Genomic DNA, 23774 nt, shown 5'->3' on the forward strand with positions numbered 1-23774 from the left:
GGCGGGTGAACGCCACTGACCGCACCCCTGCCGACCTGCTGCGATCCGCGCTCGCCGCCGATCCGGGCCGCCCGCTCGTCACCTTCTACGACGACGCCACGGGCGAGCGCGTCGAATTGTCCGTCGCCACCTTCGCCAATTGGGTGGCCAAGACCGCCAATCTGCTCCAGGGCGACCTGGGCGCGGAGCCCGGCGACCGGCTCGCGCTGCTGCTTCCCGCGCACTGGCAGGGCGCCGTGTGGCTGCTCGCCTGCGCCTCCGTCGGGGTGGTCGCGGAGGTGGGCGGGGATCCGGCCGCCGCGGACCTCGTCGTGACCGGTCCCGACACGCTGGAGGAGGCCTCCGCGTGTGGTGGGGAGCGGGTCGCGCTCGCCCTGCGTCCGCTGGGCGGCAGGTTCCCACAGCCGCCCGCCGGGTTCGCGGACTACGCGGTGGAGGTGCCTGGGCAGGGCGACCGGTTCGCCCCGTTCCAGCCGGTGGACGCCGACGGTCCGGGGCTGGTGGTGGGCGGCGAGGAGCTCTCGTACGCGGACCTGGTCGCGCGCGCCCGCGAGGACGCGGCCAAGCTCGGCCTCGGCGAGGGTTCCCGGGTGCTGTCCGGTCTGGGGTACGACACCTGGGAGGGGTTGTCGGCCGGTCTCTTCGCGCCGCTGGCCTCGGGCGGGTCCGTGGTGCTGTGCCGGAACCTGGACCGGCTCTCCGAGGGCGGGCGGGCGCAGCGGGTGGAGAGCGAGCGGGTCACCCACACCGCCTGAGTCTCCCGCGCCGCCCGGGTTCCGTCGCCCCTTCCGGACCCCTCGGCGTGGTCCGGCCCCCTCACCCGCGCCGCACCGTGCCCACATCGAGCGATTTGTCACCCGTTCGGCCCTTTACAAGGGGTCGCCCCCGGGCCGCCTCGGCGACTCGGGGGCAGGATCGGCTCAGGCCACATCCACCCGTGCGGCCTCCCGGTACGGCGAGGGGACGGAACGCCAGTGACGGACAGCGCAGGCATACCGGGCGGCACCGACGCGGCCGGGGGGCCCCGGAAGACCCCGCACGGCCGCAGGCGCCGACTGCTGCGCCGGGCCGGGCTGGGGGTGGCCGTGCTGGTGCTCGCGGGGGCGGCCGGCGGCTGGTGGACCTACCACAAGCTCGACGGGAACATCACCGAGGACACCTCCGCGGCCGCCGAGCTGGAGCGGTACGAGCGGGAGCGCCCGACGCACCTCGCGAACGGCTCCCAGAACATCCTGCTGATCGGCTCGGACTCGCGCTCCGGCAAGGGCAACGCGAAGTACGGGCCGGATCGCGGCACCCAGCGCTCGGACACCGTGATCCTGCTGCACCTGCCGGCCGACCGGAAGAGCGCCGCGGCGGTCTCGATCCCCCGGGACCTGATGACGGACGTGCCGAGTTGCCTCAAGGGTGACGGGCAGCGCACCCGCGAACAGCTCGCGCAGTTCAACTGGGCCTTCGAGTGGGGCGGCGCCGCCTGCACGATCCGTACGGTCGAGAAGCTCACCGGGATCCGGATCGACCACCACATGGTGGTGGACTTCAGCGGCTTCAAGCAGATGGTGGACGCCGTCGGCGGGGTGGAGGTCTGCCTCGGGCGGCCGGTGAACGACACGGAGGCCAAGCTGAGGCTGCCGGCCGGCCGGAACCTGCTCCGGGGCGAGCAGGCCCTCGGTTTCGTGCGGGCCCGCCACAGCCTGGGCAACGGCAGCGACACCGACCGGATGGAGCGGCAGCAGCAGTTCCTCGGTTCGCTCGTGAACAAGGTGCAGAGCAACGGGGTGCTGCTGAATCCGACGCGGCTCTACCCGGTGCTGAACGCGGCGACGTCCTCGGTGACCACGGACCCGGGGCTCGCGTCACTGCGGGGGCTGTACGAACTCGTGCGGGGCGTAAGGAACATACCGACCGAACACATAACGTTCCTCACGGTTCCTCGCCGACCGTATCCTTCCAATCCCAACCGTGACGAACTGGTACAACCCGAGGCCGGTCGACTGTTCGGACAACTGCGCGCGGACAAGCCCCTGAAGGTGACTCCCCCGTCGCCGATGGAGGAGCGGGAGCGCAACGAGCGCACCTCGCACACCCGAACGTCGTCCCCCGAACCCCGTCCCAGCGGAACCGGCACGGGCCCCTCACCCGTCCCCACCTTCACGGGAACCACCGCGGACGCCGCGAACTGCCGGTAAAGCAATCCAAAAGGCCGGTGCCGAACCAGGCTGGTTGGGCGATTTGGGGCGTTATAAGGGGAGTGGAATTTGTCACCAGCATGGTTTGCGGTTGACCTGGCCGGATAGGGTGAGCGATCCGGTGCACCGGCCAGCAAAGAGGCCTTGCACCAGCAGCCGGACGTTGACCGTGCGCCTTGGGGGAGGCGCATCGCGAGGCACCGACGGAGGATTCGAGCAACCGTGGATGCGCAAAGCCGTGGGCGGGCAGACGAGATCGACCCCGCAGACCAGTGGGTTCTCAACCCTCGCACCGGCAACTACGAACTGCGACTGGGCGATTCCGTTGCGCAGCAACAGAAGCCTTCCGTCGCCACCCCCCGCAGATCCCGTACGACCCGTCCCGCTCCCCCGGGAACAGGCACCCCCGCGACACCCGGAGTCCCGAAGCCGCGCCGCGGCGACGGGCCGCCCGGCGGTCGACGCGGCGGGCGTTCCCGCAAGGCCGGCGGCAGGGGCCCGAGCAAGCGCAAGAAGCGGCTCGCGATCACCGGCGGCACGCTGGCGTTCCTGCTGCTCGGCGGCTCGCTGGCGGGGTACCTCTACTACCAGCACCTGAACGGCAACATCAACGTCATCAACACCCCCGGCGCGAGTTCGGGCACCTTCAGCAAGGGCCGCGCGATCAACATCCTGGTGATCGGCACCGACAAGCGCAGTGGCGCGGGCAACGAGGGCTACGGGGACTCGGGGAGTGTCGGGCACGCCGACACCACGATCCTCTTCCACGTGTCGAAGGACCGTTCCAACGCGACGGCGCTGTCCATCCCGCGTGACCTGATCACCGACATCCCGGCGTGCAGTTCGCAGCAGCCGGACGGTTCGGTCAAGCAGGTGCCCGCCGAGAAGGGCACCCGCTTCAACACCAGCCTGGGGCAGTCGGGCCGGGACCCGGGCTGCACGATGAGCACGGTCAAGAACCTGACCGGCGTCCCGGTCGACCACTTCATGATGGTCGACTTCAACGCCGTGAAGAACCTGAGCACGGCCGTCGGCGGCGTTCCGGTGTGCGTGGAGAAGGACGTCAACGACAAGGACTCCAAGCTCAACCTCAAGGCGGGCGAACACCGGTTGCAGGGCGAGCAGGCGCTGGCGTTCGTACGGACCCGGCACGCCTTCGGCAACGAGAGCGACCTGGACCGCATCCAGACGCAGCAGCAGTTCCTCGGCTCGATGATGCGCGAGATGAAGTCCAAGGAGACGCTGACCAGCCCGAAGAAGTTCTTCTCCCTCGCGGAGGCGGCCACCAAGTCGCTGAGCGTGGACCAGGGCATCGGTGGCATCAAGCAACTCACCTCACTTGCGGGCGAGTTGAAGGGCATCGATCTGCAGAACATCACCTTCACCACCTTGCCGGTGCTCGACAACCCGGCCGAGCCGGCGAACCGCAAGGCGACGGTCGTCCTCAACAACACGCTGGCCAAGCCGCTGTTGGAGATGATCCGGGGCGACGTCTCCCTCACGGAGGTCAAGGCGGCGAAGGCCGCGGCCGACAAGGAGGCCAAGACCAAGGAGGACGCCCAGCTGCAGGGCGCCCGCTCACCCGCCGGGGACGTCCGGGTGGACGTCTTCAACGGCGGTGGCCCCTCCGGTTCGGCGCAGACCACGCTGAACTGGCTGCAGAACAGCAAGGGCGTGAACAAGGCCGCCAACCGGGGCAACGCGCCGTCGAAGGTGGCCACCACGCAGCTGGAGTACGCCCCCGACCAGGCCGACCAGGCACGGGCGTTGGCGGACATGATGGGGCTGTCGGCCTCGGCGCTGAAGGTGGGCACGGCGGACTCCGGGGGCAAGACGCCGATGAAGCTCACGCTCGGTTCGGACTTCAAGGAAGCGGGGAGCCCGTTGACCGCGGCCGCCCCCCAGAAGGCGCCCGAGGGTCTCCAGCGGGTGGAGGCGGACAAGGCCGTCTGCGCCAAGTAGGGCACGCGCACGCTCCGGCGAACGGCCGCCACACCGGCGGCCGTTCGCCGACACACCGGCCACCACCGCCGCACCACGGGCGGTGGCGGCCGGTGGGACCGGCAGCACACCGACCAGCAGTGATCTTTAGGGGGGGTACACGTGGGGCACAGCAGCGTGCGTGGGGAGGGGGCGCCCGACCAGGCCGTCGGTGGCATACCCGACGGTGCGGGGGCCTCGGGCGGCAGCGTGCCCCCGCCCCGGTCCGGCTCGGGTGGTTCCCGGGGCTCGGGTCACCGGGCGGCCCCCGTCAGGCGCCGCAGACGGCGCGTGCTGTTCTGGGTGGCCGCGGTCCTGGCGTTCCTGATCCTCGCGACCGCCGCGGCCGGCTACCTGTACTACCGCCACCTCGACGGCAACATCCGCAGTGGCCAGCGGCTGAGCGGCGAGAGCGGCGTGGAGAGATCCGAGGCCAACGCCGACGGGCAGCGCCCGCTGAACATCCTGCTCCTCGGTTCCGACAGCCGGAACAAGCCGGAGAACCTCGAACTCGGCGGTCACCGCGACAGTGTCGGCTCTCCCCCGCTCGCCGACGTGCAGATGCTCCTGCACGTGTCCGCCGACCGGCAGAACGCCTCGGTGGTCAGCGTCCCGCGCGACACCCGGGTGGACATACCGGAGTGCACGGATCCGAAGACCGGCGAGAAGTTCAAGAAGACCAACGCGATGATCAACGAGACCCTCGGGCGCGGGGGTCCCGGCTGCACCCTCGCCACCTGGGAGAAGCTGACCAACATCTACATCGACCACTGGATGACGATCGACTTCTCCGGTGTGGTGCAGATGGCCGACGCGATCGGCGGCGTCGAGGTCTGTGTGAAGAACAACGTCTGGGACCGGCCCCTGCCCACCGCCGGCGGCGGTTCGGGCCTCAAGCTCAAGGCCGGCAAGACGAAGGTCAAGGGCGAGCAGGCGCTCCAGTGGCTGCGCACCCGGCACGCCTTCAGCAGCGACCTCGGCCGGGCGCAGGCCCAGCACATGTACATGAACTCGATGATGCGCGAGTTGAAGGGGCAGAACGCGTTCACCGACGTCGGTCGGATCACGGCGCTGGCCGAGGCGGCGACCAAGGCGCTGGAGGTGTCCGAGGAGATCGGCTCGGTCAAGAAGCTGGGCTCCCTGGCGATGCAGCTCAAGAACGTGCCGACCAACCGCATCACGATGACCACGATGCCCACGCTCCAGGACCCGCTGGACGTCGACCGGCTGGTCGTGAACCCGACGGACGCCGACAAGCTGTGGACGATGGTCCGCAAGGACGTGCCCTTCGACAAGAACGGCGCCCCGCAGGCCCCCGAGGGCGCGAAGCCGTCCGGCCCGGCGTCGCCTCCGGCCTCACCGAGCCCGGAGCCCTCGAAGGCTCCGGTGACCGCGCCCGACAAGGTCAACGTGTCCGTGGTCAACGGCACGGGCGCCGGCATGCCACTGGTCAACGGGCGGGCCGGCGCCGTCGCGCAGGCACTCGTGGGCAAGGGTTTCACCGCCGCCAAGGCGGCGTCCGGGCTCACCCCGGAGAAGGCCACCGTGATCCGCTACCCGAGTGCGGACCTGGCGGACGAGGCGCGGAGCGTCGCGGCCGCGCTGGGCGTCCCGGACACGTCGGTACAGCTGTCGGCCGAGGTGTCGCGGATCACCGTGATCGTGGGCGCCGACTGGCGCGAGGGCGCCGCCTACCCGCGGCAGGCGCCGCCGGAGGCCGGGGCGGTCCCGGAATCGGCCGAGGCGATCAACGGCTCGGACAGCGACGCCTGCATGGACGTGTACAAGCCGTACCGCTGGTGAACCGTGCCGCCGCCCCGCGCGAGCGGGGCGGCGGCACGGAAAAGGGGTGACCCGGTCCGCGAGGGACCGGGTCACCCCTTTCGGGTTTCCGTGGGCCGGTTCGGGCTCAGACTTCCGCGGTGTCCCGGCGCACCGACGGGCGGCGGCTCGCGATGACCTTGTTCGCGAGCGCCCGCGGGCTGGTCAGGAAGCCGAAGCCCCAGCACATGTGCATGGTGGCGAGGGCGACGGGGATCTGCGCCCGGGCCTTGAGCGAGAGCCCCTTGCCGGCCGGCAGGGAGCCCGCGACGATCGCCGCGAGGTAGCCCGCCGGGACCACGAGGGCCCAGGGCGTGACGGCCACGCCGGCGACCACGCCGGCCGCGATGGCGCAGACGGCGGTCGGAGGGGCGAGGTAGCGCAGGTTGATGGAGCCCGAGTGGTAGCGGGCCACGACGTGGCGCCAGCGCCCGTAGTCCTTGTACTGCTTGGCGAGGGCCCGCACGGAGGGCCTCGGGCGGTACTGGACCTTCAGCTCGGGCGAGAACCAGATGAGCCCGCCGGCCTCGCGGATGCGGAAGTTCAGCTCCCAGTCCTGGGCGCGGATGAACTCCTCGTTGTACCCGCCCTGCTGTTCCAGGGCCTGCCGGCGGAAGACGCCCAGGTAGACGGTCTCGGCCGGGCCGGCCTCGCCGCCGGTGTGGAACGCCGCGTTCCCGACGCCGATCTTCGAGGTCATCGCCGCGGCGACGGCGTCCTCCCAGGCGTTCTCGCCCTCGGCGTGCATGATGCCGCCGACGTTCTGCGCGCCGGTCTCCTCCAGGAGGCGTACCGCGGTGGCGATGTAGTTCGGGGAGAGCATGCCGTGGCCGTCGACGCGCACCACGATGGGGTGGCGCGAGGCCTTGATGGCGGCGTTGAGGGCGGCGGGGGTGCGGCCGGTGGGGTTCGGGACGGTGTGTACGCGCGCCCGGGGAGCGGAGGCGGTCTCGCTTACGAGCTCGGCGGCGATCTCGTCGGTGCGGTCCTCGGACGGCCCGAGCGCGATCACCACCTCCATCTCGCCCGCGTACTCCTGTCCGAGGATGTGGCGGACGGAGTCGCGCAGATGGCGCTCCTCGTTGAGCACCGGCATGATCACCGAGACTGCGGGCTGCTGGGCGGGCATGTGGTCCTTCAAGGTCGGGTATCGGTGTCACGTTACCGCGTACGGGGGAACCGGGTGCGCGGCGGACGGGCGGTACGGACAGATGCTGATCGTATGGGCCTACTGTTCTGACGATCTGCCAAATCGGTCGCCATCCCCACTTAGCCGACTTTTCACCACAGAAGCCCCGGCAGCCCCAGCCGTTCCGGTCGTCCCCGCGGAGGTGTCCCCCGTGCCCCAGCCGCACCGCCCCACCCGTCCCGCCAGGCCACAGCAGTCGCAGCGCACGTCGCGTCGCGGTGGCGGTGGTCCGGCGCGCCGGCGGAGGGACAAGCCCCGGTGGGGTGTGCGGCTCGCGGCCGGGGTGTCGATCGTGGTGCTCGGCTCCGGGGCGGTCGGACACGCCGTGATGACGGGCTTGGACACGGGGATCGAACGGGTCGACCCGTTCAAGGACATGAAGAACCGCCCCCAGGCCGGGCACGGGGTGAACTTCCTGCTGGTCGGCACGGACGGCCGGGAGAAGATCACCCCGGAGGAGAAGCGGGAGTACCGCCTCGGCGGCGCCCCCTGCCACTGCACCGACACGATCATGCTGGTGCACCTGTCCGCCGACCGGGAACGGGCCAGCGTGATCAGCCTCCCCCGGGACAGCTACGCCGAGGTCCCCGCCCACCGGGACCTGACCACCGGCAAGGACCACAAGGCGCACGGGGTGAAGCTCAACGCGGCCTACGCGGAGGGCGGCCCCAACCTGACCGTCCGCACCGTCGAGAACATGACCCGGGTGAAGATCGACCACTACCTGGAGGTCGACTTCACCAGCTTCATGAGGACCGTCGACGCGATGGGCGGCGTGGACATCTGCACGGCGAAGGCCATGCGCGACGCCAACACCGGCCTGGACCTGCTGCCCGGCACACACCGGCTGACCGGCGGGCAGGCCCTGCAGTACGTGCGCTCGCGCCATGTGGACGGCGCCTCCGACCTGGGCCGGATGCAGCGCCAGCAGCGGTTCGTGGCCGCGCTGATCAAGCAGGCCACCGGCGGCGGGGTGCTGCTGAACCCGGTGAAGTTCAAGGAGGTCAGCTCGACCCTGCTGGGCTCGGTCCGGGCCGACGAGGGCTTCGGCTCGGAACAGATGCTGGCCCTGGGACAGGCGATGCGCGAGTTCACGCCCTCGTCCTCGGAGTTCGCCTCGGTGCCGATCGGCGACCCCTCGTACAGCGTCAAGGGCATCGGCTCGACCGTGAAGTGGGACCAGGCGAAGGCGGCGAAGCTCTTCGACTCGGTGCGCCGGGACCAGCCGCTCCAGCCCGTCCGCCCCGGTCGCCCCGCCCGACAGCCCGCGGTGGCGGTGGACGTGCCTCCGGCGCAGATCCGGGTCCAGGTGGAGAACGGCACCCGGATCGACGGGCTCGGCGGACGGGTCGACGAGGGCCTGCGGGCCACCGGCTTCGACACCACCCGGGCCCCGGGCAACGGCGCCAGCCGGGAGGTCAAGCGCACGGTCGTGTCGTACGACCCCCGCTGGGACCGCTCGGCCCGCACCGTGTCGACCGCACTGCCCGGGAGCGAACTGCGGGCGGTCGCCGGGCAGGGACGGACGGTGCTGGTGATCGCGGGCGCGGACTACAAGAAGGTGGTGCCGGTCCGGGCGGAGGACCCGTACCAGGGCGGAGCGACGGCGGTGGTCACCGGTGACCAGGTGGTGTGCGCGAAGCCGGGGCAGTAGCGCCGGGGCCGGGCCGCCGTGGCCGCCGCGCCCCGGGCTCCACCCGGGACGGCGCCCGGGTGGTGGCGGACGTCACTCGTCGAGGCCCTCGGCGGAGCGGCGCGCGCGCAGCTCCGTGATGGCCTGCCGCCGGGCCAGCCGGTGGGTGCGCCGGATCTGCGCCTCCTGGTAGCGGCGCTCGTCCTGTTCCGTCTCCGGGAGGACCGGCGGGACGGTGCGGGGCTTGCCCTCGGCGTCGACGGCCGCGAACACCAGGTAGGCGCTGCCGACCTGGGTGGCGGGCGTGGACTCGTTCCACCGCTCCGCGAGGACCCGTACGCCGATCTCCATGGAGGAGCGGCCGGTCCAGTTGCACTGGGCGCGGACGTGGACCAGGTCCCCGACGCGGACCGGCGCGAGGAAGGCCATCTCGTCCATGGAGGCGGTCACGGCGGGACCGCCCGAGTGCCGGCCGGCCACGGCGCCGGCGGCGTCGTCGACCAGTTTCATGATCACGCCACCGTGCACCGTGCCGAGCAGGTTGGTGTCGTTCGCGGTCATGATGTGGCTGAGGGTCGTCCGGGAGGCTGATGTGGGCTTTCCCTCAGGCTCGCCCGCAGGCTCGCCCGCCTTATCGCCCGCCGTATCGCCCGCTGTGTCTGTCATATGGACACCTTAAAGCGGTATCGGAAGCATCAGCTCTGCAACAGCACCGGAACGAAGTGCGCCCCGGACTGTCGGGCGACACGCCGGGGCGTGCATTCTTGTCCGCATGAATGACTGGCCAGAAGGGTGGACCGGAGACCGCGACGACCGCGGTCGCCGGGACGACGGGTACGGACGCGGCAGCGCTCAGGCGCAACCGGAGGGTCCGCAGCGGATGCGGCACATCCAGCGGCAGCAGCCCGCTCGGCCCCAGGTGCCGCCGCCCACGCGGCGCCCCGGCACGCCCCCTCCGCCGGCGCAGTCCCCCGCGTACGGGGTGCCCCCGCAGGCACAGAACCCGGACGGGTACGGCTACGACAGCGGCTACAACACCGGCCAGGTCTACGGGGCACCCGCGGAAGCCCCCGGTGGTCCCGGCGGCGGCGACGGCCGGCCCCCGGCCGGCCCCGGCAGGCCGGGCCGCTCCCCCGGCCCGGCGCCGAACCGCGCCCGACAGATCAAGATCGGCGCGATCGTCCTGGTCTCCGCGCTGCTGGCCACCGGCATCGGCACCTACTTCTGGGCCGACTCCAAGGTGCGCCGCGAGGTCGACTTGTCCAAGGTCATCGAGCGGCCGAAGGAGGGCGACTGCACGACGTACCTCATCGTGGGGTCCGACAGCCGTGAGGGCATGTCCGCCGAGGAGAAGAAGAAGCTCCACACCGGCTCCGCCGAGGGCAAGCGCACGGACTCCATGATGATCCTCGCGAAGTGCTCCAGCGGGAACACCATGGTCTCCCTGCCGCGCGACTCGGACGTGGAGATCCCCTCCTTCGTCGGCTCGCAGTCCGGCAAGACGTTCAAGGGGCAGGGCCGGCGGGTCAAGCTCAACGCCGCCTACGCCGAGGACGGACCGGAACTGCTCGTGCGGACGGTGGAGTACAACACCGGTCTGCGCATCGACCACTACGCCGAGATCGGCTTCGCCGGATTCGCGAACATCGTCGACGCGCTGGGCGGCGTGGAACTCGACATCGAGAAGGGCTTCAAGGACGAGAAGTCCGGGGCCGACTTCAAGGCGGGCAAGCAGACCCTCAACGGAGAGCAGTCGCTGGCCTTCGTCCGCACCCGGTACGCGTTCGCCGAGTCGGACCTCCAGCGGACGAAGAACCAGCAGAAGTTCCTCTCCTCGCTGGCGAGTCAGGCCGCCACTCCGAGCACGGTCCTCAACCCCTTCCAGCTGTACCCGGTGATGGGCGCCGGTCTGGAGACGCTGATCGTGGACGAGGACATGTCCCTGTGGGACATGGGCCAGATGTTCTTCGCGATGAAGGGCGTCAGCGGCGGCGAGGGCGTGTCGATGAACATGCCGATCTCCGGACAGCGCGGCGGCAACCTGGTCTGGGACAAGGCCAAGGTGAAGCAGCTCGTCCAGCAGATCCAGAAGGACGAGAAGGTCACCGTCCAGTCGCGCTAGGCGGGACGATTCCGGGGGCGCTCCAGGCTCGCTCCCGCTCCACGTCCGCTCCACGTCCGCTCCACGTCGACTCCTCGTCCGCTCCGCCGGTCAACGGCTGGGCGGACGGGCGGAGTCGCCAATCGCTACTCGTTACTCGCTACTCGCTACTCGCCGGAGCGGGCGCGGAGCATCCACGGCATGGCGATGGATTCCAGTTGGACGGCGAGGTTCATCTTGGACTCGCCGATGGTGCGGTCCTCGAAGTGGATCGGAACCTCCACCACCTGGAACCCGCGGCGCAGGGCGAGGTACTTCATCTCGACCTGGAAGCTGTAGCCGGCGCTGCCGATCGACGCGAGGTCGATCGCCTTCAGCGCGTCGGCGCTCCACAGGTTGAAGCCGCCCGTGATGTCGCGGACGCGGGTGCCGAGGATGGTGCTCGCGTAGGCGTTCGCCCAGCGGGACAGCAGCTTGCGGTGCGCGCCCCAGGCGTCGGAGAGGCTGCCACCGGGAACGTACCGACTGCCGACCACCAGGCCGGCGCCGGTGGAGCGGGCCACGCCGAGCAACTCGGCGATCTTGGCGGCCGGGTGGGAGCCGTCGGCGTCCATCTGGAGCACGTACGCGGCGCCCTCCTCGACGGCCCGGGTCATGCCGGCGGCGTAGGCGCGGCCGAGGCCGTCCTTCGCGGTGCGGTGCAGGACCGACATGCGCGGTTTGCCGTCCTCGGTGAGGAAGCCCTCCGTCAGCTCGTCGGCGATCCTGCCCGTGCCGTCGGGCGACGAGTCGTCGACGACCAGCAGGCGCAGGCCCGGCTGGTCGAGGCCCATCAGCAGCTCGACCATGCCCGGCAGGTTGCCCGCCTCGTTGTAGGTGGGCATCACCACGGTGAGCGGGGTCCGCGCCCATGCGTCGGGGAGCCGCGTGGACGCGGCGTCGTCCGCGGCGTCGGCCGCGCGGGAAGTCTGCTGCTCGGCCGTCACCGGGGTCGCCTCACTGGGATTGCCTTACTGGGGTTGGCTCACGGGGTTGTCGACTCGCCGGCGTCGGTCAGCGGTCAGCGGTCAGGGTCAGCGGTCAGCGGTCAGCGGTCAGCGGTCGGAGGAGAAACGCACGGAGGCGGAGGGCAGTTCGGCCTCGCACCACACCCGCGCTCCCGCGCGGAGTTCGTTGTCGGCCCCGACGATCGCGCCGTCTCCGACGACCGCGCCGTCCAGCACCGTGCGCGTACCGACCGAGGCGCCGGCGCCGACCAGGCTGGCGGTCACGTGGGTGTCCGAACCGATGACCGCGCCGTCCATCAGGATGGAGCCGTGGACGATCGCGCCCGACGCGACACGGGCGCCGGCCCCGACGACCGTACCGCCCGACAGCTTGGCCCCGTCGGCCACGTGGGCGCCCGGCAGGACGAGGGACTCGCCGCGGGGACCGGGAACGGCCGGGGAGGAGACGATGCCGCGGACGAGGTCGGCGGAGGCCTGGACGAAGGACTCGGGCTTGCCGAGGTCCAGCCAGTAGGTGTCCTCGGTGACGCCGTGGAGCTTCGCCCCGGAGGTGAGCAGGCCGGGGAACGTCTCGCGCTCGACGGACACGGCGCGGTCGGCCGGAATGGAGTCGATGACGCTGCGGCGGAAGACGTAGCAACCGGCGTTGATCTGGTCGGTGACGATCTCTTCGGGGGTTTCCGGCTTCTCGGTGAAGGCCAGCACCCGCCCGTCGGGGTCGGTGGGCACCAGGCCGAAGGCCCGGGGGTCCTCGACCCTCACGAGGTGCAGGGTGACGTCGGCGTCGGCCTCGCGGTGGGAGTCGACGAGGCCGGCGATGTCCAGGCCCGTGAGGATGTCGCCGTTGAAGACGAGGACGGACGTGTCCGGGCCGCCGGTGAGGCGTCGGGCGGCGTTGCGGATGGCGCCGCCGGTGCCCAGGGGCTCGTCCTCGACGACGTATTCGAGGCTGACGCCGAAGTCCGACCCGTCGCCGAAGTAGGGCTCGAAGACCTCGGCGAGATAGCAGGTGGCCATCACGATGTGCGTGACACCGGCGGCCGCGGCCCTGGCTATCTGGTGGGCGAGGAACGGGACACCCGCGGCCGGCACCATCGGTTTGGGGGTATTCACCGTCACAGGGCGCAGACGCGTCCCCTGCCCGCCAACAAGCAGGATCGCTTCCGTCATTGTGTCTCCCCAACCGATTCGGGCGTACGAGGGCACAAATTTAGCCCATCGGGGGCCTGACGAAGGCCGGAGACGGCAGGTGGGACCGCCTGCGGCTCAATGTCGTCCTCAGGGCAGGTCGCGGTGGCTACCCGCCGGTCAGGTCGCCACCCGTGGGCCTGTCCACTGCCCAGGCTCACACCGGCCCTCTCGACGACCCCGGCTGCCGGCCGCCAGGGTCGTGCGACACAGGTCGCACCATGCTCGACGCGGGAGAGGGTGGCCATGTCTCTGTTCGCGCGACTTCATCCACGGCATCGCCAGCCAACTCTGAGGAGCCCGCCATGCCCGACATCGCGTGGGAAGACGCCTTCTGCGCCGAAGGCAACAACTGCTACCGCATAGGCACTGACGCGGACGGGAACAGCTACATCGCCGTCGCCGGCCAGGAGAACACCTACCTCAGCGAGAGCGGCGACGCTCTCCGGCAGCTGATCCGGGACATCAAGGCAGGCAAGGCAGACCACCTGCTCTGAGCCCGGGCGGGCGTCACGACGGCCCCGGCGCGAGTCGCGCCGGGGCCGTCGTGGGACGTCGTCGTGGGACGTCGAGTGGGTCGTTACGGCAGGTTGCGGGCCACACCCGCCGAGACAGCGAACCGAGGCGAACGACCTCACCCGCGCCGGTTTCCTGTTCTGGAATCGCGAGCCCCTTGCGCCTCTGGGTAGTTGCCCGCAAGCATCGATCACGATGCGACAGAGCAGACCGGAAAGGGAACCCTGTGCAGGTCACCAAGCTTGTGAGTAGCTGCGACGTCAAGGACTGCCCCACCATCTACGCCACCGACAGGGACACGTTCCTGGTGCAGGGTGAGACTCCTACCGACCACGGGCTGGAAATGCCCGCACACGAAACCGTGGTCGAAATCCCGCAACAACTTGCCCTCGACCTGATTCGGAAGGGTCTTCATGGCGCCTAAGTCCCTGGGTGAACTGTTCGACACTTTCGAGCGAGAGGCATTCCGGCTGGAGACGCTGGATGACTACGGCAAATCCGGAAACGTGGACGCTTACCGGGCGTTCCTCGCCGGGGAACCTCAGCCGTCCGACTACAACGACGCATGGGTGTCAGAACTCCGTTCCCATACAAGCATGGGCAAGCGGGTCTATCGCGTGCACATTCTCTCTCGGCCTCTCACTCCTTACCTGCGGTTCGAATTGGGGTGGGGATACCAAAAGAATGTGACAGGTGGCGAAGAATTCTTCATCCTCGACACGACCGAACAGCCAAACCCCCTGGAAGGGGTTCCTGACTTCTGGCTAATGGATGGCCGCACGCCCGGGGTGATGAACTACGCGGAAGACGGATCGTTCCTTGGCGGTGAAATCCTCCCCGAGGAACGGGCCGGAGAGTTCACCGCCTACAGGGATACGGCCCTGACTCACGCCGTGCCGTTCCCCGAATGGTGGGCGAAGCACGGGAAGTGAACAGAGCACAGCTAGGGGCCGCACTGCGGGCGCTTCGCCAGGCATCCGGGAAGGAAGCCAAGGCCGTCGCTCGCAGTGCTGTCATGTCTGCAAGCAAGCTGAGCAAGATTGAAACGGCCAAGGTCGCTCCATCTGTCGCAGATGTTGAGCGCATCCTTACAGCCATCGGCGTTTCGGATGAGGTCAAGGCAGAATACCTGGAGGTCGTCAGAGCAGCAGCCACAGAAATCACGGCTTGGCGCCTCATTCGACGCATGGGAGTACATAAGGCGCAGCAGCAGACGCGGGCACTAGAGGCTCAAATGACTTCGCTGCGGCTCTTCCAGCCGGCTTTGATCCCTGGACTTCTGCAGACTCCTGAATACATCCGAGCGATTCTCTCTCGGCACAACCTCGGCGAGGACGTACTGTCACGAACAATTAGTGCCCGGATTGAACGGCAGCAAGCTCTCTACGATTCAACCAAGGAACTTGAGTTCGTCATCACGGAATCTGCACTTCGGTGGCGCATTGTGTCGGCCGCCAGGATGGCAGAACAGGCGGACAGGCTGGTTTCCCTTTCGCGACTGCCGAGCATAGACATTCGCATCGTCCCGTTGGGTGCACGACAGCGAGACATAGCGAATCACGCCTTTGCCATCCGAGATGATCGCACGGTCACTGTCGAGACGGTTCACGCAGAGATCGTCGTGACCGACCCCCGAGACGTTGCGCTGTACGTGCGCAAGTTCGAAGGGTTCGCCGCGATGGCAGTATCCGGTGACGTCATGCGGGCCATGCTCGAAGCCATCCGAGACGAGCTTTTGCGCGAGCAGGAAACCGGCTAGAACCTGCCCCCGCCCCCCGGCCACCATTGGCTGTCGATTCCCGGAGACAGCGGCGAAGGGGTGCGCAATGGCGACCAAGACGGACACGTTCGAGTACGCGACCTACACGGAAAAGCACGAGACGTGCCCGTCGTGCAACATGCCCATCCCCCTTCACCAACTCGCCCGGCGGGGGACGCTCGCGGGTAAGGACGGGCCGCCGAAGGTCGCGTACTGGCACACCCGTTGCGTCAACGCGGACGGGTCGCGCCGATGACGCGCTCCGTCATCCGATACGCCGAGCACCGGATCCTCAGAGACCCCGAGTGCACGCCCATCACGGTCGCGAGCTGCCTCTACGCGGAGTGCGGCTGGGCTGCCGTTCCCGGCCCCGATGTGGCCGAGGTGGATCGACAGTGCATGACGCACACGGGCCTGAACGCCGGTCACGGCCGCTTCCTCCGAGGGTTCGAGGACGTCGCCCTTGTTCATCGGGTCGAGGCGCCCTGGCATAGCCCCCCGCCCCGCCAGGGCGGGCAGCAAGACCCATCGACAGAAGGAGTCGCACGATGACGACCGTGGTGGAAAGCCCCGTCGCCTTACGGCACGGGCGGGACCTTGTCAGCCCCGAGCTGTTCGAGCGGCTGGCCGCGTTCTGCGCGGACGAGTACGGCCTTGAGCGGGTCGTGGCCGATCGCGTGATGGATCAGGCCATCGCCTTCGTGTATGTCCTGGGCAGCCAGAAGGCGTACGACATGGCGCCCAGTGAGCGGGTGGACCCCGGTTGGCACTCGTTCATGCTCCACACGCAGGAGTACGCCGCCTGGTGTCAGGAGCAGTTCGGCTACTTCGTCCACCACTCTCCGAACGCCAGGGTTCGAACGCGCCCGCTGATGGTGTCGGTGGCCGACCGCGTCGCGGCCGCCGGGTTCGAGGTCGACGCCCGGCTGTGGGGCACCACCGCCGAGTGCAACCAGCCGGCCTGCTGCGGCGACGGCGGCGGCTGCTGACTCGCTGACCCGCTGACCCGCCCCAACACACGGATCACGGCGTGATCCGCTCGTACGAAGTAGGACCCGGACACGTCACAGGTGCCCGGGTCCCACTCTGAGCAAAGGTACCGCCCATGCCATCTGATGAGGGTCTGACCGGGAGCGGCAGGGTCACCGTCTTCGCCATGTTCGGCGTGGTCTTCGGGTATGCCACGCACCACCTCGACGAACGGCGGATCGGAGACGTGGCCGTCATCGGCCCGCTGACTCCCGGGGTCGAGTGGCCGCGCCTGTGGCAGATGGCCCGCAACTGCGGGCGGCCCACGGCCGGCGAGACCGAGCCGGCTCAATGGGTGCTCACTCAGGCAACCCGGGCATTCGTGTGCGGCAGCGACCGTATCGCGCAATTCCAAGAACAGGGGTGGAAGTTGGAGCCGGGCGGTAAGCGCGTCCGCTTCGATTCGACGTACGCCAACCGTGACCAGCTCTGGACGGGGAACCTGACTGTCGAAGGGCTGACACCGAACCAGGTGGCGGAACGTCCTACGCTCTACAGCGCCTAGCCGAGACCCCATGGGCGGAAATACAGAAGTCCCCCGCACCCTTGTCGGGTACGGGGGACTTCACTTGCAGCCGGTTTCCAGCCCGGTGTCCGGCCAGGATTCCCCCGGCATGACGCCCGAGGACGGCCCGGAACGGACCCGAGCGGACCCGAGCGGACCGGAAGCCGACAGCCGCTCCCCGATCACCCGAGACAGCGGATGACCTGCGAAAAACCTGCTACGGCAGGTTGCGGGCCATGACGATCCGCTGGACCTGGTTCGTGCCTTCATAGATCTGCGTGATCTTCGCGTCGCGCATCATGCGCTCCACCGGGTAGTCACGGGTGTAGCCGTAACCGCCGAGGAGCTGGACGGCGTCGGTCGTGACCTCCATGGCCACGTCGGAGGCGAAGCACTTGGCCGCGGCGCCGAAGAACGTCAGGTCCTCGTGGGGGCCTCCGCCGGAGACGCGCTCCGAGCGGGCGGCCGCCGAGTACGTCAGCTGGCGGGCGGCCTCGATCTTCATGGCCATGTCCGCGAGCATGAACTGCACGCCCTGGAAGTCGCCGATCGGCTTGCCGAACTGCTTGCGCTCCTGGACGTAGCCCTTGGCGTAGTCCAGGGCGCCCTGCGCGATGCCGAGCGCCTGGGCGGCGATCGTGATGCGGGTGTGGTCGAGGGTCTTCATCGCGGTGGCGAATCCGGTGCCCTCGGCGCCGATCATGCGGTCGGCGGGGATGCGGACGTTGTCGAGGTAGACCTCGCGCGTCGGGGAGCCCTTGATGCCGAGCTTCTTCTCCGGGGCGCCGAAGGAGACTCCCTCGTCGCCCTTCTCGACGACGAAGGCGCTGATGCCCTTGGAGCGCTTCTCCGGGTCGGTGACGGCCATGACCGTGTAGTACTCGGAGACGCCCGCGTTGGTGATCCAGCGCTTCACGCCGTTGAGCACCCAGAAGTCGCCGTCGCGCACGGCGCGGGTCTTCATGCCGGCGGCGTCGGAGCCCGCGTCGGGCTCGGAGAGGGCGTACGAGAACATCGCGTCGCCCTTGGCCAGCGGGCCGAGGTACTTGGCCTTGAGCTCCTCGGAACCGGAGAGGATCACCGGGAGCGAGCCGAGCTTGTTCACGGCCGGGATGAGGGAGGAGGACGCGCAGACGCGGGCCACTTCCTCGATCACGATCACGGTGGCGAGCGCGTCCGCGCCGGCGCCGCCGTAGGTCTCGGGTACGTGGACGGCGTGCAGGTCGCTGGCGACCAGGGCGTCGAGGGCCTCCTGCGGGAAGCGGGACTCCTCGTCGACCGCCGCCGCGAACGGCAGGATCTTCGCCTCGGCGAGCGAGCGGACCGACTCGCGGAGCATGTCGTGCTCCTCGGCCGGGCGGTACAGGTCGAAGTCGGCAGAACCCGCCAAGATCTCTCACTCCCCAAGGTGATGCGTGACGCATCAGTGATGCTAACTACCGTTAAGTAACCCAAATCTTAGTGTCCGGGGTCCCGGCAGCGATATGTAACGCGTACGTGAGCTGCGTGACAGCGCGCCGGCGGCCGCCCGCCGCCCGCCGCAGGGGCCGCGACTCCCCGGGAACCTCCCCGTGCGCGGGCCGGCCTATGCTCGGTGGCCGCAAAGGCCCGCCACACCTGGAGCAACGCATGCCCCTCAAGATCACTGTGATCGGCACCGGCTACCTCGGTGCCACGCATGCCGCCGCCATGGCCGAGCTGGGCTTCGAGGTACTGGGGCTGGACGTCGTCCCGGAGAAGATCGAGATGCTCGCCTCGGGCCGCGTCCCCATGTACGAACCGGGGCTGGAGGAGCTGCTGGCCTCGCACGTGGAGGGGATGCCGGGCTCGACGGGGCGGCTGCGTTTCACCACCTCGTGGGAGGAGGTCGGCGCGTTCGGCGACGTCCACTTCGTGTGTGTGAACACCCCGCAGAAGCACGGCGAGTACGCCTGCGACATGAGCTACGTGGACTCCGCGATGGATTCCCTGGCCCCGCACCTGACCCGGCCGGCGCTGGTGGTCGGCAAGTCCACCGTCCCGGTCGGCTCGGCCGAGCGGCTCGCGGCCCGGCTCGCGGACCTCGCCCCGGCGGGCGAGGAGGTCGAGCTGGCCTGGAACCCCGAGTTCCTGCGCGAGGGCTTCGCCGTCGGGGACACCCTGCACCCGGACCGCATCGTCATCGGCGTGCAGGGTGAACGCGCGGAGAAGCTGCTGCGCGAGGTGTACGCGACGCCCATGGCGGAGGGCACCCCGCTGGTGGTGACCGACTTCCCGACGGCCGAGCTGGTCAAGACGGCCGCGAACTCCTTCCTCGCGACGAAGATCTCCTTCATCAACGCGATGGCCGAGGTGTGCGAGGCGGCCGGCGGTGACGTGGCCAAGCTGGCCGAGGCCATCGGTCACGACGAGCGGATCGGCTCGAAGTTCCTGCGCGCGGGCATCGGCTTCGGCGGTGGCTGCCTGCCCAAGGACATCCGGGCCTTCATGGCGCGGGCGGGCGAGCTGGGCGCGGACCAGGCGCTGACCTTCCTGCGGGAGGTCGACTCCATCAACATGCGCCGGCGCGGCCACATGGTCGAACTGGCCCGGGACGCCGTGGGTGGTTCGTTCCTCGGCAAGCGGGTCGCGGTGCTGGGTGCCACCTTCAAGCCGGACTCGGACGACGTGCGCGACTCGCCCGCGCTGAACGTGGCCGGGCAGATCCACCTCCAGGGCGGCCAGGTCACCGTCTACGACCCCAAGGGCATGGACAACGCCCGCCGCGTCTTCCCCACGCTGGGCTACGCGGACTCCGCGCTCGCGGCAGCCCGGGGCGCCGAGGTCGTGCTGCACCTCACCGAGTGGCGCGAGTTCCGCGACCTCGACCCGGCGGAGCTCGGCGAGGTCGTCTCCGACCGGCTGGTCCTGGACGGCCGCAACTCGCTGGACCCCGAGCGCTGGCGCGCCGCCGGCTGGACCTACCGCGCCATGGGCCGCCCCCGGGCCTGACCGACAAGGTCCGACGCGGACGCTCCGGGCGTTCCTGCGGCGCCGTGCGGTCCCGTGCGGCGCGTGAGGTGAACCACGCGTCGCGCGGCCGGTCCAGGGAGTTCGGGCGATCAGCCCGGGAAACCCGGAGGGGACGGCGGGCCCGCCGTCCCCTCCCGTGCTCCCGCGCTCCTACGGCTGGAGCACCGCGTTGGACGGCCCCCGCGCCGCGGTGAGCTCGCGGGCCACCGCTTCGGCGTCGCGCAGCGCCCGTACGGCGTTGGACCAGGTCAGCTTCGTCAGGTCGGCGCGCGACCAGCCGCGTGCCAGCAGCTCGGCGATCAGGTTCGGGTAGCCGGCCACGTCGTCCAGCCCGGCCGGGGTGAAGGCCGTGCCGTCGTAGTCGCCGCCGATGCCGATGTGGTCGACGCCCGCCACCTCGCGCATGTGGTCCAGGTGGTCGGCGACGGTCGCGGCGGTGGCCACCGGGCGCGGGCGCTGCGTCTCGAAGGCCCGGTGCAGGGCCATCGCCTCGGGGGTGGTGTCGAGGTGGTGGAACCCGTGGGCCCGCAGGTTCTCGTCGGCGGCCAGGGTCCAGGCGACGGCCTCGGGGAGGATGAACTTGGGCACGAAGGTGGCCATGGCCACGCCGCCGTTGGCGGGCAGCAGCGCCAGCACGTCGTCCGGGATGTTGCGCGGGTGGTCGCAGATCGCCCGCGCCGAGGAGTGCGAGAAGATCACCGGCGCGGCCGAGACCGCGAGGGCGTCGCGCATCGTGGTCGCGGCCACGTGCGAGAGGTCCACGAGCATGCCGACGCGGTTCATCTCGCGGACGACCTCGCGGCCGAAGCCGCTCAGGCCGCCGTGCCGGGGTTCGTCGGTCGCCGAGTCCGCCCAGTCGATGGTGTCGTTGTGCGTGAGCGTCATGTACCGCACGCCCAGCCGGTGCAGGGCGCGCAGGGTGGCGAGCGAGTTGTTGATGGAGTGCCCGCCCTCGGCGCCCATCAGGGAGGCGATCCGCCCCTCGGCGCGGGCCGCCTCCATGTCGTCGGCCGTCAGGGCCCGCACCAGGTCGGCGGGGTAACGGGCAATCAGCTGGTCGACGAGGTCGATCTGCTCCAGGGTGGCGCTGACCGCCTCGTCGCCCGCGTAGTCGGAGCGCACGTACACGGACCAGAACTGTGCGCCGACCCCGCCGGCGCGCAGCCGGGGCAGGTCGGTGTGCAGGTGGCCCGACTGGTCGGCGGCGATGTCCCGCCGGTCGAGGTCGTAACGGACCTGCTCGCGCAGCGCCCACGGCAGGTCGTTGTGGCCGTCGACGACCGGATGCTCGGCCAGCAGCTCACGCGCCTCGCCCAGGCGCTGCGCGGCGCTCACTTGCCGAACCCGAAGGACTCCGCGCCCGCGACCTTGGCCCGCAGTCGCTTGCCCTTCTCGGTGGCCTGCTCGTTCAGTTCCTGCTGGAACTCCCGCATGCGGGCCAGCAGCTCCGGGTCGTGGGCGGCGAGCATCCGGACGGCCAGCAGGGCCGCGTTGCGCGCCCCGGCGACGGAGACGGTCGCGACGGGAACCCCGGCGGGCATCTGGACGATCGACAGCAGCGAGTCCATGCCGTCGAGGTACTTCAGCGGTACCGGTACGCCGATGACCGGCAGCGGGGTGACGGACGCGAGCATGCCGGGCAGGTGGGCGGCGCCGCCCGCGCCCGCGATGATCGCCTTCAGGCCGCGGCCGTCGGCCTGCTCGCCGTACGCGATCATCTCGCGCGGCATCCGGTGGGCGGAGACCACGTCGACCTCGTACGGGATCTCGAACTCGTCCAGCGCCTGGGCCGCGGCCTCCATGACCGACCAGTCGGAGTCCGAGCCCATGACGATGCCGATGACGGGGCCTGCGGAAGAGGTGCTCATGCCGTGATCGTCCCTCTGAGGTAGCCGGCAGCGTGACGTGCTCGCTCCAGCACGTCGTCCAGGTCGTCGCCGTAGGTGTTGACGTGGCCGACCTTGCGGCCGTGCTTCACGTCCTTGCCGTACATGTGGATCTTCAGCTGGGGGTCGTGGGCCATGCAGTGCAGGTACGCCGCGTACATGTCCGGGTAGTCCCCGCCGAGCACGTTCGCCATGACCGTCCAGCGGGCCCGCGGGCGCGGGTCGCCGAGCGGGAGGTCCAGAACCGCCCGTACGTGGTTGGCGAACTGGGAGGTGATCGCGCCGTCCTGGGTCCAGTGGCCGCTGTTGTGCGGACGCATGGCCAGTTCGTTGACGAGGATCCGGCCGTCGGTGGTCTCGAACAGCTCCACGGCCAGGTGGCCGGTCACGCCGAGTTCCTTGGCGATGCGCAGGGCCAGGGACTGGGCCTCGCCCGCGAGCTCCTCGGAGAGGTTCGGCGCGGGGGCGATCACGGTGTCGCAGACCCCGTCGACCTGGATGGACTCGACCACCGGGTAGGCCACCGCCTGGCCGTGCGGGGAGCGGACGATGTTCGCCGCGAGCTCGCGGACGAAGTCCACCTTCTCCTCGGCGAGCACCGGAACCCCCGCGTGGAAGGGCGCCGCCGCGTCCTCGGGGGTGCGCACGAACCACACGCCCTTGCCGTCGTACCCGCCGCGCACCGTCTTGAGGATGACGGGGAAGCCGCCGACCTCGTCCGCGAAGGCCACCACGTCCGCCGGATCGGCCACGATCCGGTGGCGGGGGCTGGGCGCGCCGATCTCGTCGAGGCGGGCGCGCATCACCCCCTTGTCCGCGGCGTGCACCAACGCGTCGGGCCCCGGGCGGACGGGGATGCCGTCCGCTTCCAGGGCCCGCAGGTGTTCGATGGGTACGTGCTCGTGGTCGAACGTGATCACGTCACAGCCGCGCGCGAAGGCGCGCAACGTCTCCAGGTCGCGATGGTCGCCGATGACGACATCGCTCACGACCTGGGCCGCCGAGTCCTGTGGGGTGTCACTGAGGATCTTGAATCTGATGCCGAGGGGGATGCCCGCCTCGTGGGTCATGCGGGCGAGCTGTCCGCCGCCGACCATGCCGACTACCGGGAACGTCACCTCTCCAGGGTATCCGTCGGTATTGCGCCATCCGGACGCAGCCCTGGCGCGGACCCGCCGGACGCCGTGTGCCGGACCCCGCAAGGGCGCGAGGCACGCGAAGGCACGGGCGTGCTCCGGGGGCGACACTTAACATGGACGGGTTGACGAGAACGGGTGACGCCCCCGCACCGGGGCGACGGACATGGCGACGGGTACGGCGACGGACAGCACGGACACGACGGATACCGCGGACACGACGAACAGGGACTGACCGATCACATGAGCACGCCGAAGAACGGATCCGCCCTCGAACGCCTGCGCGGCCTGGCACGGGAGGCCGCCAGATTCGGGGCCGTCGGCGGAGTCGGTGTCCTGGTCAACCTGGGTGTCTTCAACCTGTTGCGGGCGACCACCGACCTCCAGGTGGTCCGGGCGAGCGTGATAGCCATCGTGGTGGCCATCGGCACGAACTACATCGGTTTCCGCTTCTTCACCTACCGGGACCGGTCCGGCGGCGACGGCAGCCGGCCCCCGACCCGCGAGCTGCCCCTGTTCGCCCTCTTCAGCGCGATCGGCCTGGTCATCGAGAGCGGCGTGCTCTACGCGGGGACCTACGGCCTGGGCATGGACGGCAGGCTGGCCACGAACGTCTTCAAGTTCGCCGGCATCGGCGTCGCCACCGTCTTCCGCTTCTGGTCCTACCGCACCTGGGTCTTCAAGGCCCTGCCCGCGAGCCGGCCCCCGGCGGCCGGGGCCGTCGTCGAGCAGCGGGAACGCCACGCGTCCGAGCCGGACGCCCCGGCCGCCTCGGTGGTCCCGGTCACGCCGGTCGTCCCTCTGGCGCACGAGTCCGCCGCCCAGTAGACCGGTCGCCCGATCC

The 23774-nt window shown here is 70.1% G+C and carries 23 protein-coding genes; 15 read left to right on the plus strand and 8 right to left on the minus strand.

Annotated elements, in window-relative coordinates; translation table 11 throughout:
- Nucleotides 1–5: 5 nt before the first annotated feature.
- The 4 genes from OHA84_RS15360 (at nt 6) to OHA84_RS15375 (ending at nt 5972) form a co-directional block, all read left to right on the plus strand.
- Entirely contained in the window at nt 6–755 is a 750-nt protein-coding gene (locus OHA84_RS15360; protein ID WP_266971226.1) for a TIGR03089 family protein, read from the plus strand.
- Nucleotides 756–974: 219 nt separating this feature from the next.
- Nucleotides 975–2189, plus strand: a complete 1215-nt coding sequence (locus OHA84_RS15365; RefSeq protein WP_266971224.1) for an LCP family protein — start codon at nt 975–977, stop codon at nt 2187–2189.
- A gap of 222 nt (nt 2190–2411) precedes the next feature.
- Nucleotides 2412–4151: an LCP family protein gene (locus OHA84_RS15370; RefSeq protein WP_053681291.1), complete on the plus strand. Its 1740-nt coding sequence runs from the start codon at nt 2412–2414 to the stop codon at nt 4149–4151.
- Between the two features lie 141 nt (nt 4152–4292).
- Nucleotides 4293–5972, plus strand: coding sequence for an LCP family protein (locus OHA84_RS15375; protein ID WP_371591388.1), 1680 nt, complete (start codon nt 4293–4295; stop codon nt 5970–5972).
- A 106-nt stretch (nt 5973–6078) separates the two neighbouring features.
- On the opposite strand, the gene OHA84_RS15380 is transcribed toward OHA84_RS15375, so the two are convergent.
- The gene (locus tag OHA84_RS15380; protein ID WP_266971222.1) at nt 6079–7119 is read right to left on the minus strand and encodes a glycosyltransferase family 2 protein; all 1041 of its coding nucleotides are present in this window, start codon (nt 7117–7119) and stop codon (nt 6079–6081) included.
- Between the two features lie 211 nt (nt 7120–7330).
- On the opposite strand from OHA84_RS15380, the gene OHA84_RS15385 reads away from it, so the two are divergent.
- Complete coding sequence (locus OHA84_RS15385; RefSeq protein ID WP_234350193.1) at nt 7331–8833, plus strand: LCP family protein; 1503 nt, start codon at nt 7331–7333, stop codon at nt 8831–8833.
- 72 nt (nt 8834–8905) lie between these two features.
- Here the strand turns inward: OHA84_RS15385 and OHA84_RS15390 are convergent, their stop codons facing one another.
- Nucleotides 8906–9478, minus strand: a complete 573-nt coding sequence (locus OHA84_RS15390; protein ID WP_053681285.1) for an acyl-CoA thioesterase — start codon at nt 9476–9478, stop codon at nt 8906–8908.
- A gap of 106 nt (nt 9479–9584) precedes the next feature.
- Between OHA84_RS15390 and OHA84_RS15395 the strand changes: the two genes are divergently transcribed.
- Nucleotides 9585–10934 (plus strand): LCP family protein, encoded by a 1350-nt coding sequence (locus tag OHA84_RS15395; RefSeq protein ID WP_078999263.1) that lies wholly within the window; start codon nt 9585–9587, stop codon nt 10932–10934.
- Nucleotides 10935–11080: 146 nt separating this feature from the next.
- On the opposite strand, the gene OHA84_RS15400 is transcribed toward OHA84_RS15395, so the two are convergent.
- Nucleotides 11081–11899, minus strand: coding sequence for a polyprenol monophosphomannose synthase (locus tag OHA84_RS15400; RefSeq protein WP_053681283.1), 819 nt, complete (start codon nt 11897–11899; stop codon nt 11081–11083).
- 108 nt (nt 11900–12007) lie between these two features.
- Nucleotides 12008–13090 (minus strand): sugar phosphate nucleotidyltransferase, encoded by a 1083-nt coding sequence (locus OHA84_RS15405; protein ID WP_053681281.1) that lies wholly within the window; start codon nt 13088–13090, stop codon nt 12008–12010.
- 323 nt (nt 13091–13413) lie between these two features.
- Between OHA84_RS15405 and OHA84_RS15410 the strand changes: the two genes are divergently transcribed.
- From OHA84_RS15410 to OHA84_RS15440, 7 genes are all read left to right on the plus strand, one after another.
- Complete coding sequence (locus OHA84_RS15410; RefSeq protein WP_266971219.1) at nt 13414–13605, plus strand: hypothetical protein; 192 nt, start codon at nt 13414–13416, stop codon at nt 13603–13605.
- A 245-nt stretch (nt 13606–13850) separates the two neighbouring features.
- A complete protein-coding gene (locus OHA84_RS15415) occupies nt 13851–14048 on the plus strand; it encodes a hypothetical protein (RefSeq protein ID WP_266947650.1) in 198 nt (65 codons plus the stop codon).
- Complete coding sequence (locus OHA84_RS15420; protein WP_266947651.1) at nt 14038–14556, plus strand: DUF6879 family protein; 519 nt, start codon at nt 14038–14040, stop codon at nt 14554–14556. Before OHA84_RS15415 ends, OHA84_RS15420 begins: the two co-directional genes overlap by 11 nt.
- Nucleotides 14553–15383 (plus strand): helix-turn-helix transcriptional regulator, encoded by an 831-nt coding sequence (locus tag OHA84_RS15425; protein ID WP_266974077.1) that lies wholly within the window; start codon nt 14553–14555, stop codon nt 15381–15383. The genes OHA84_RS15420 and OHA84_RS15425 overlap by 4 nt, the downstream gene beginning before the upstream one ends.
- Before the next feature lie 67 nt (nt 15384–15450).
- Nucleotides 15451–15639 carry a hypothetical protein gene (locus tag OHA84_RS15430; protein ID WP_266971216.1) on the plus strand — a complete coding sequence of 63 codons (189 nt, stop codon included), beginning with the start codon at nt 15451–15453 and terminating at the stop codon, nt 15637–15639.
- 292 nt (nt 15640–15931) lie between these two features.
- Nucleotides 15932–16372 (plus strand): hypothetical protein, encoded by a 441-nt coding sequence (locus OHA84_RS15435; RefSeq protein WP_266971214.1) that lies wholly within the window; start codon nt 15932–15934, stop codon nt 16370–16372.
- Between the two features lie 116 nt (nt 16373–16488).
- Nucleotides 16489–16917, plus strand: coding sequence for a hypothetical protein (locus OHA84_RS15440; RefSeq protein ID WP_266971212.1), 429 nt, complete (start codon nt 16489–16491; stop codon nt 16915–16917).
- Nucleotides 16918–17134: 217 nt separating this feature from the next.
- On the opposite strand, the gene OHA84_RS15445 is transcribed toward OHA84_RS15440, so the two are convergent.
- A complete protein-coding gene (locus OHA84_RS15445; protein ID WP_031147482.1) occupies nt 17135–18307 on the minus strand; it encodes an acyl-CoA dehydrogenase family protein in 1173 nt (390 codons plus the stop codon).
- Nucleotides 18308–18546: 239 nt separating this feature from the next.
- On the opposite strand from OHA84_RS15445, the gene OHA84_RS15450 reads away from it, so the two are divergent.
- On the plus strand, nt 18547–19887 hold the full coding sequence (locus OHA84_RS15450; protein WP_053681261.1) for a UDP-glucose/GDP-mannose dehydrogenase family protein: 1341 nt from the start codon (nt 18547–18549) through the stop codon (nt 19885–19887).
- A gap of 171 nt (nt 19888–20058) precedes the next feature.
- Here the strand turns inward: OHA84_RS15450 and OHA84_RS15455 are convergent, their stop codons facing one another.
- Genes OHA84_RS15455 through OHA84_RS15465 form a run of 3 tightly spaced genes read right to left on the minus strand, consistent with a single transcriptional unit; the run spans nt 20059 to nt 22912 of the window.
- Nucleotides 20059–21243 (minus strand): dipeptidase, encoded by a 1185-nt coding sequence (locus tag OHA84_RS15455; RefSeq protein WP_053681259.1) that lies wholly within the window; start codon nt 21241–21243, stop codon nt 20059–20061.
- Nucleotides 21240–21776 (minus strand): 5-(carboxyamino)imidazole ribonucleotide mutase, encoded by a 537-nt coding sequence (gene purE, locus OHA84_RS15460; RefSeq protein ID WP_053681257.1) that lies wholly within the window; start codon nt 21774–21776, stop codon nt 21240–21242. Before purE ends, OHA84_RS15455 begins: the two co-directional genes overlap by 4 nt.
- A complete protein-coding gene (locus OHA84_RS15465; RefSeq protein ID WP_053681255.1) occupies nt 21773–22912 on the minus strand; it encodes a 5-(carboxyamino)imidazole ribonucleotide synthase in 1140 nt (379 codons plus the stop codon). The genes purE and OHA84_RS15465 overlap by 4 nt, the downstream gene beginning before the upstream one ends.
- Nucleotides 22913–23173: 261 nt before the next feature.
- Here OHA84_RS15465 and OHA84_RS15470 point away from each other — a divergent pair, with 261 nt between their 5' ends.
- Entirely contained in the window at nt 23174–23758 is a 585-nt protein-coding gene (locus OHA84_RS15470) for a GtrA family protein (protein ID WP_266971208.1), read from the plus strand.
- Nucleotides 23759–23774: the final 16 nt, after the last annotated feature.

It is taken from the genome of Streptomyces sp. NBC_00513, assembly GCF_041431415.1.
Classification (GTDB): Bacteria; Actinomycetota; Actinomycetes; order Streptomycetales; family Streptomycetaceae; genus Streptomyces.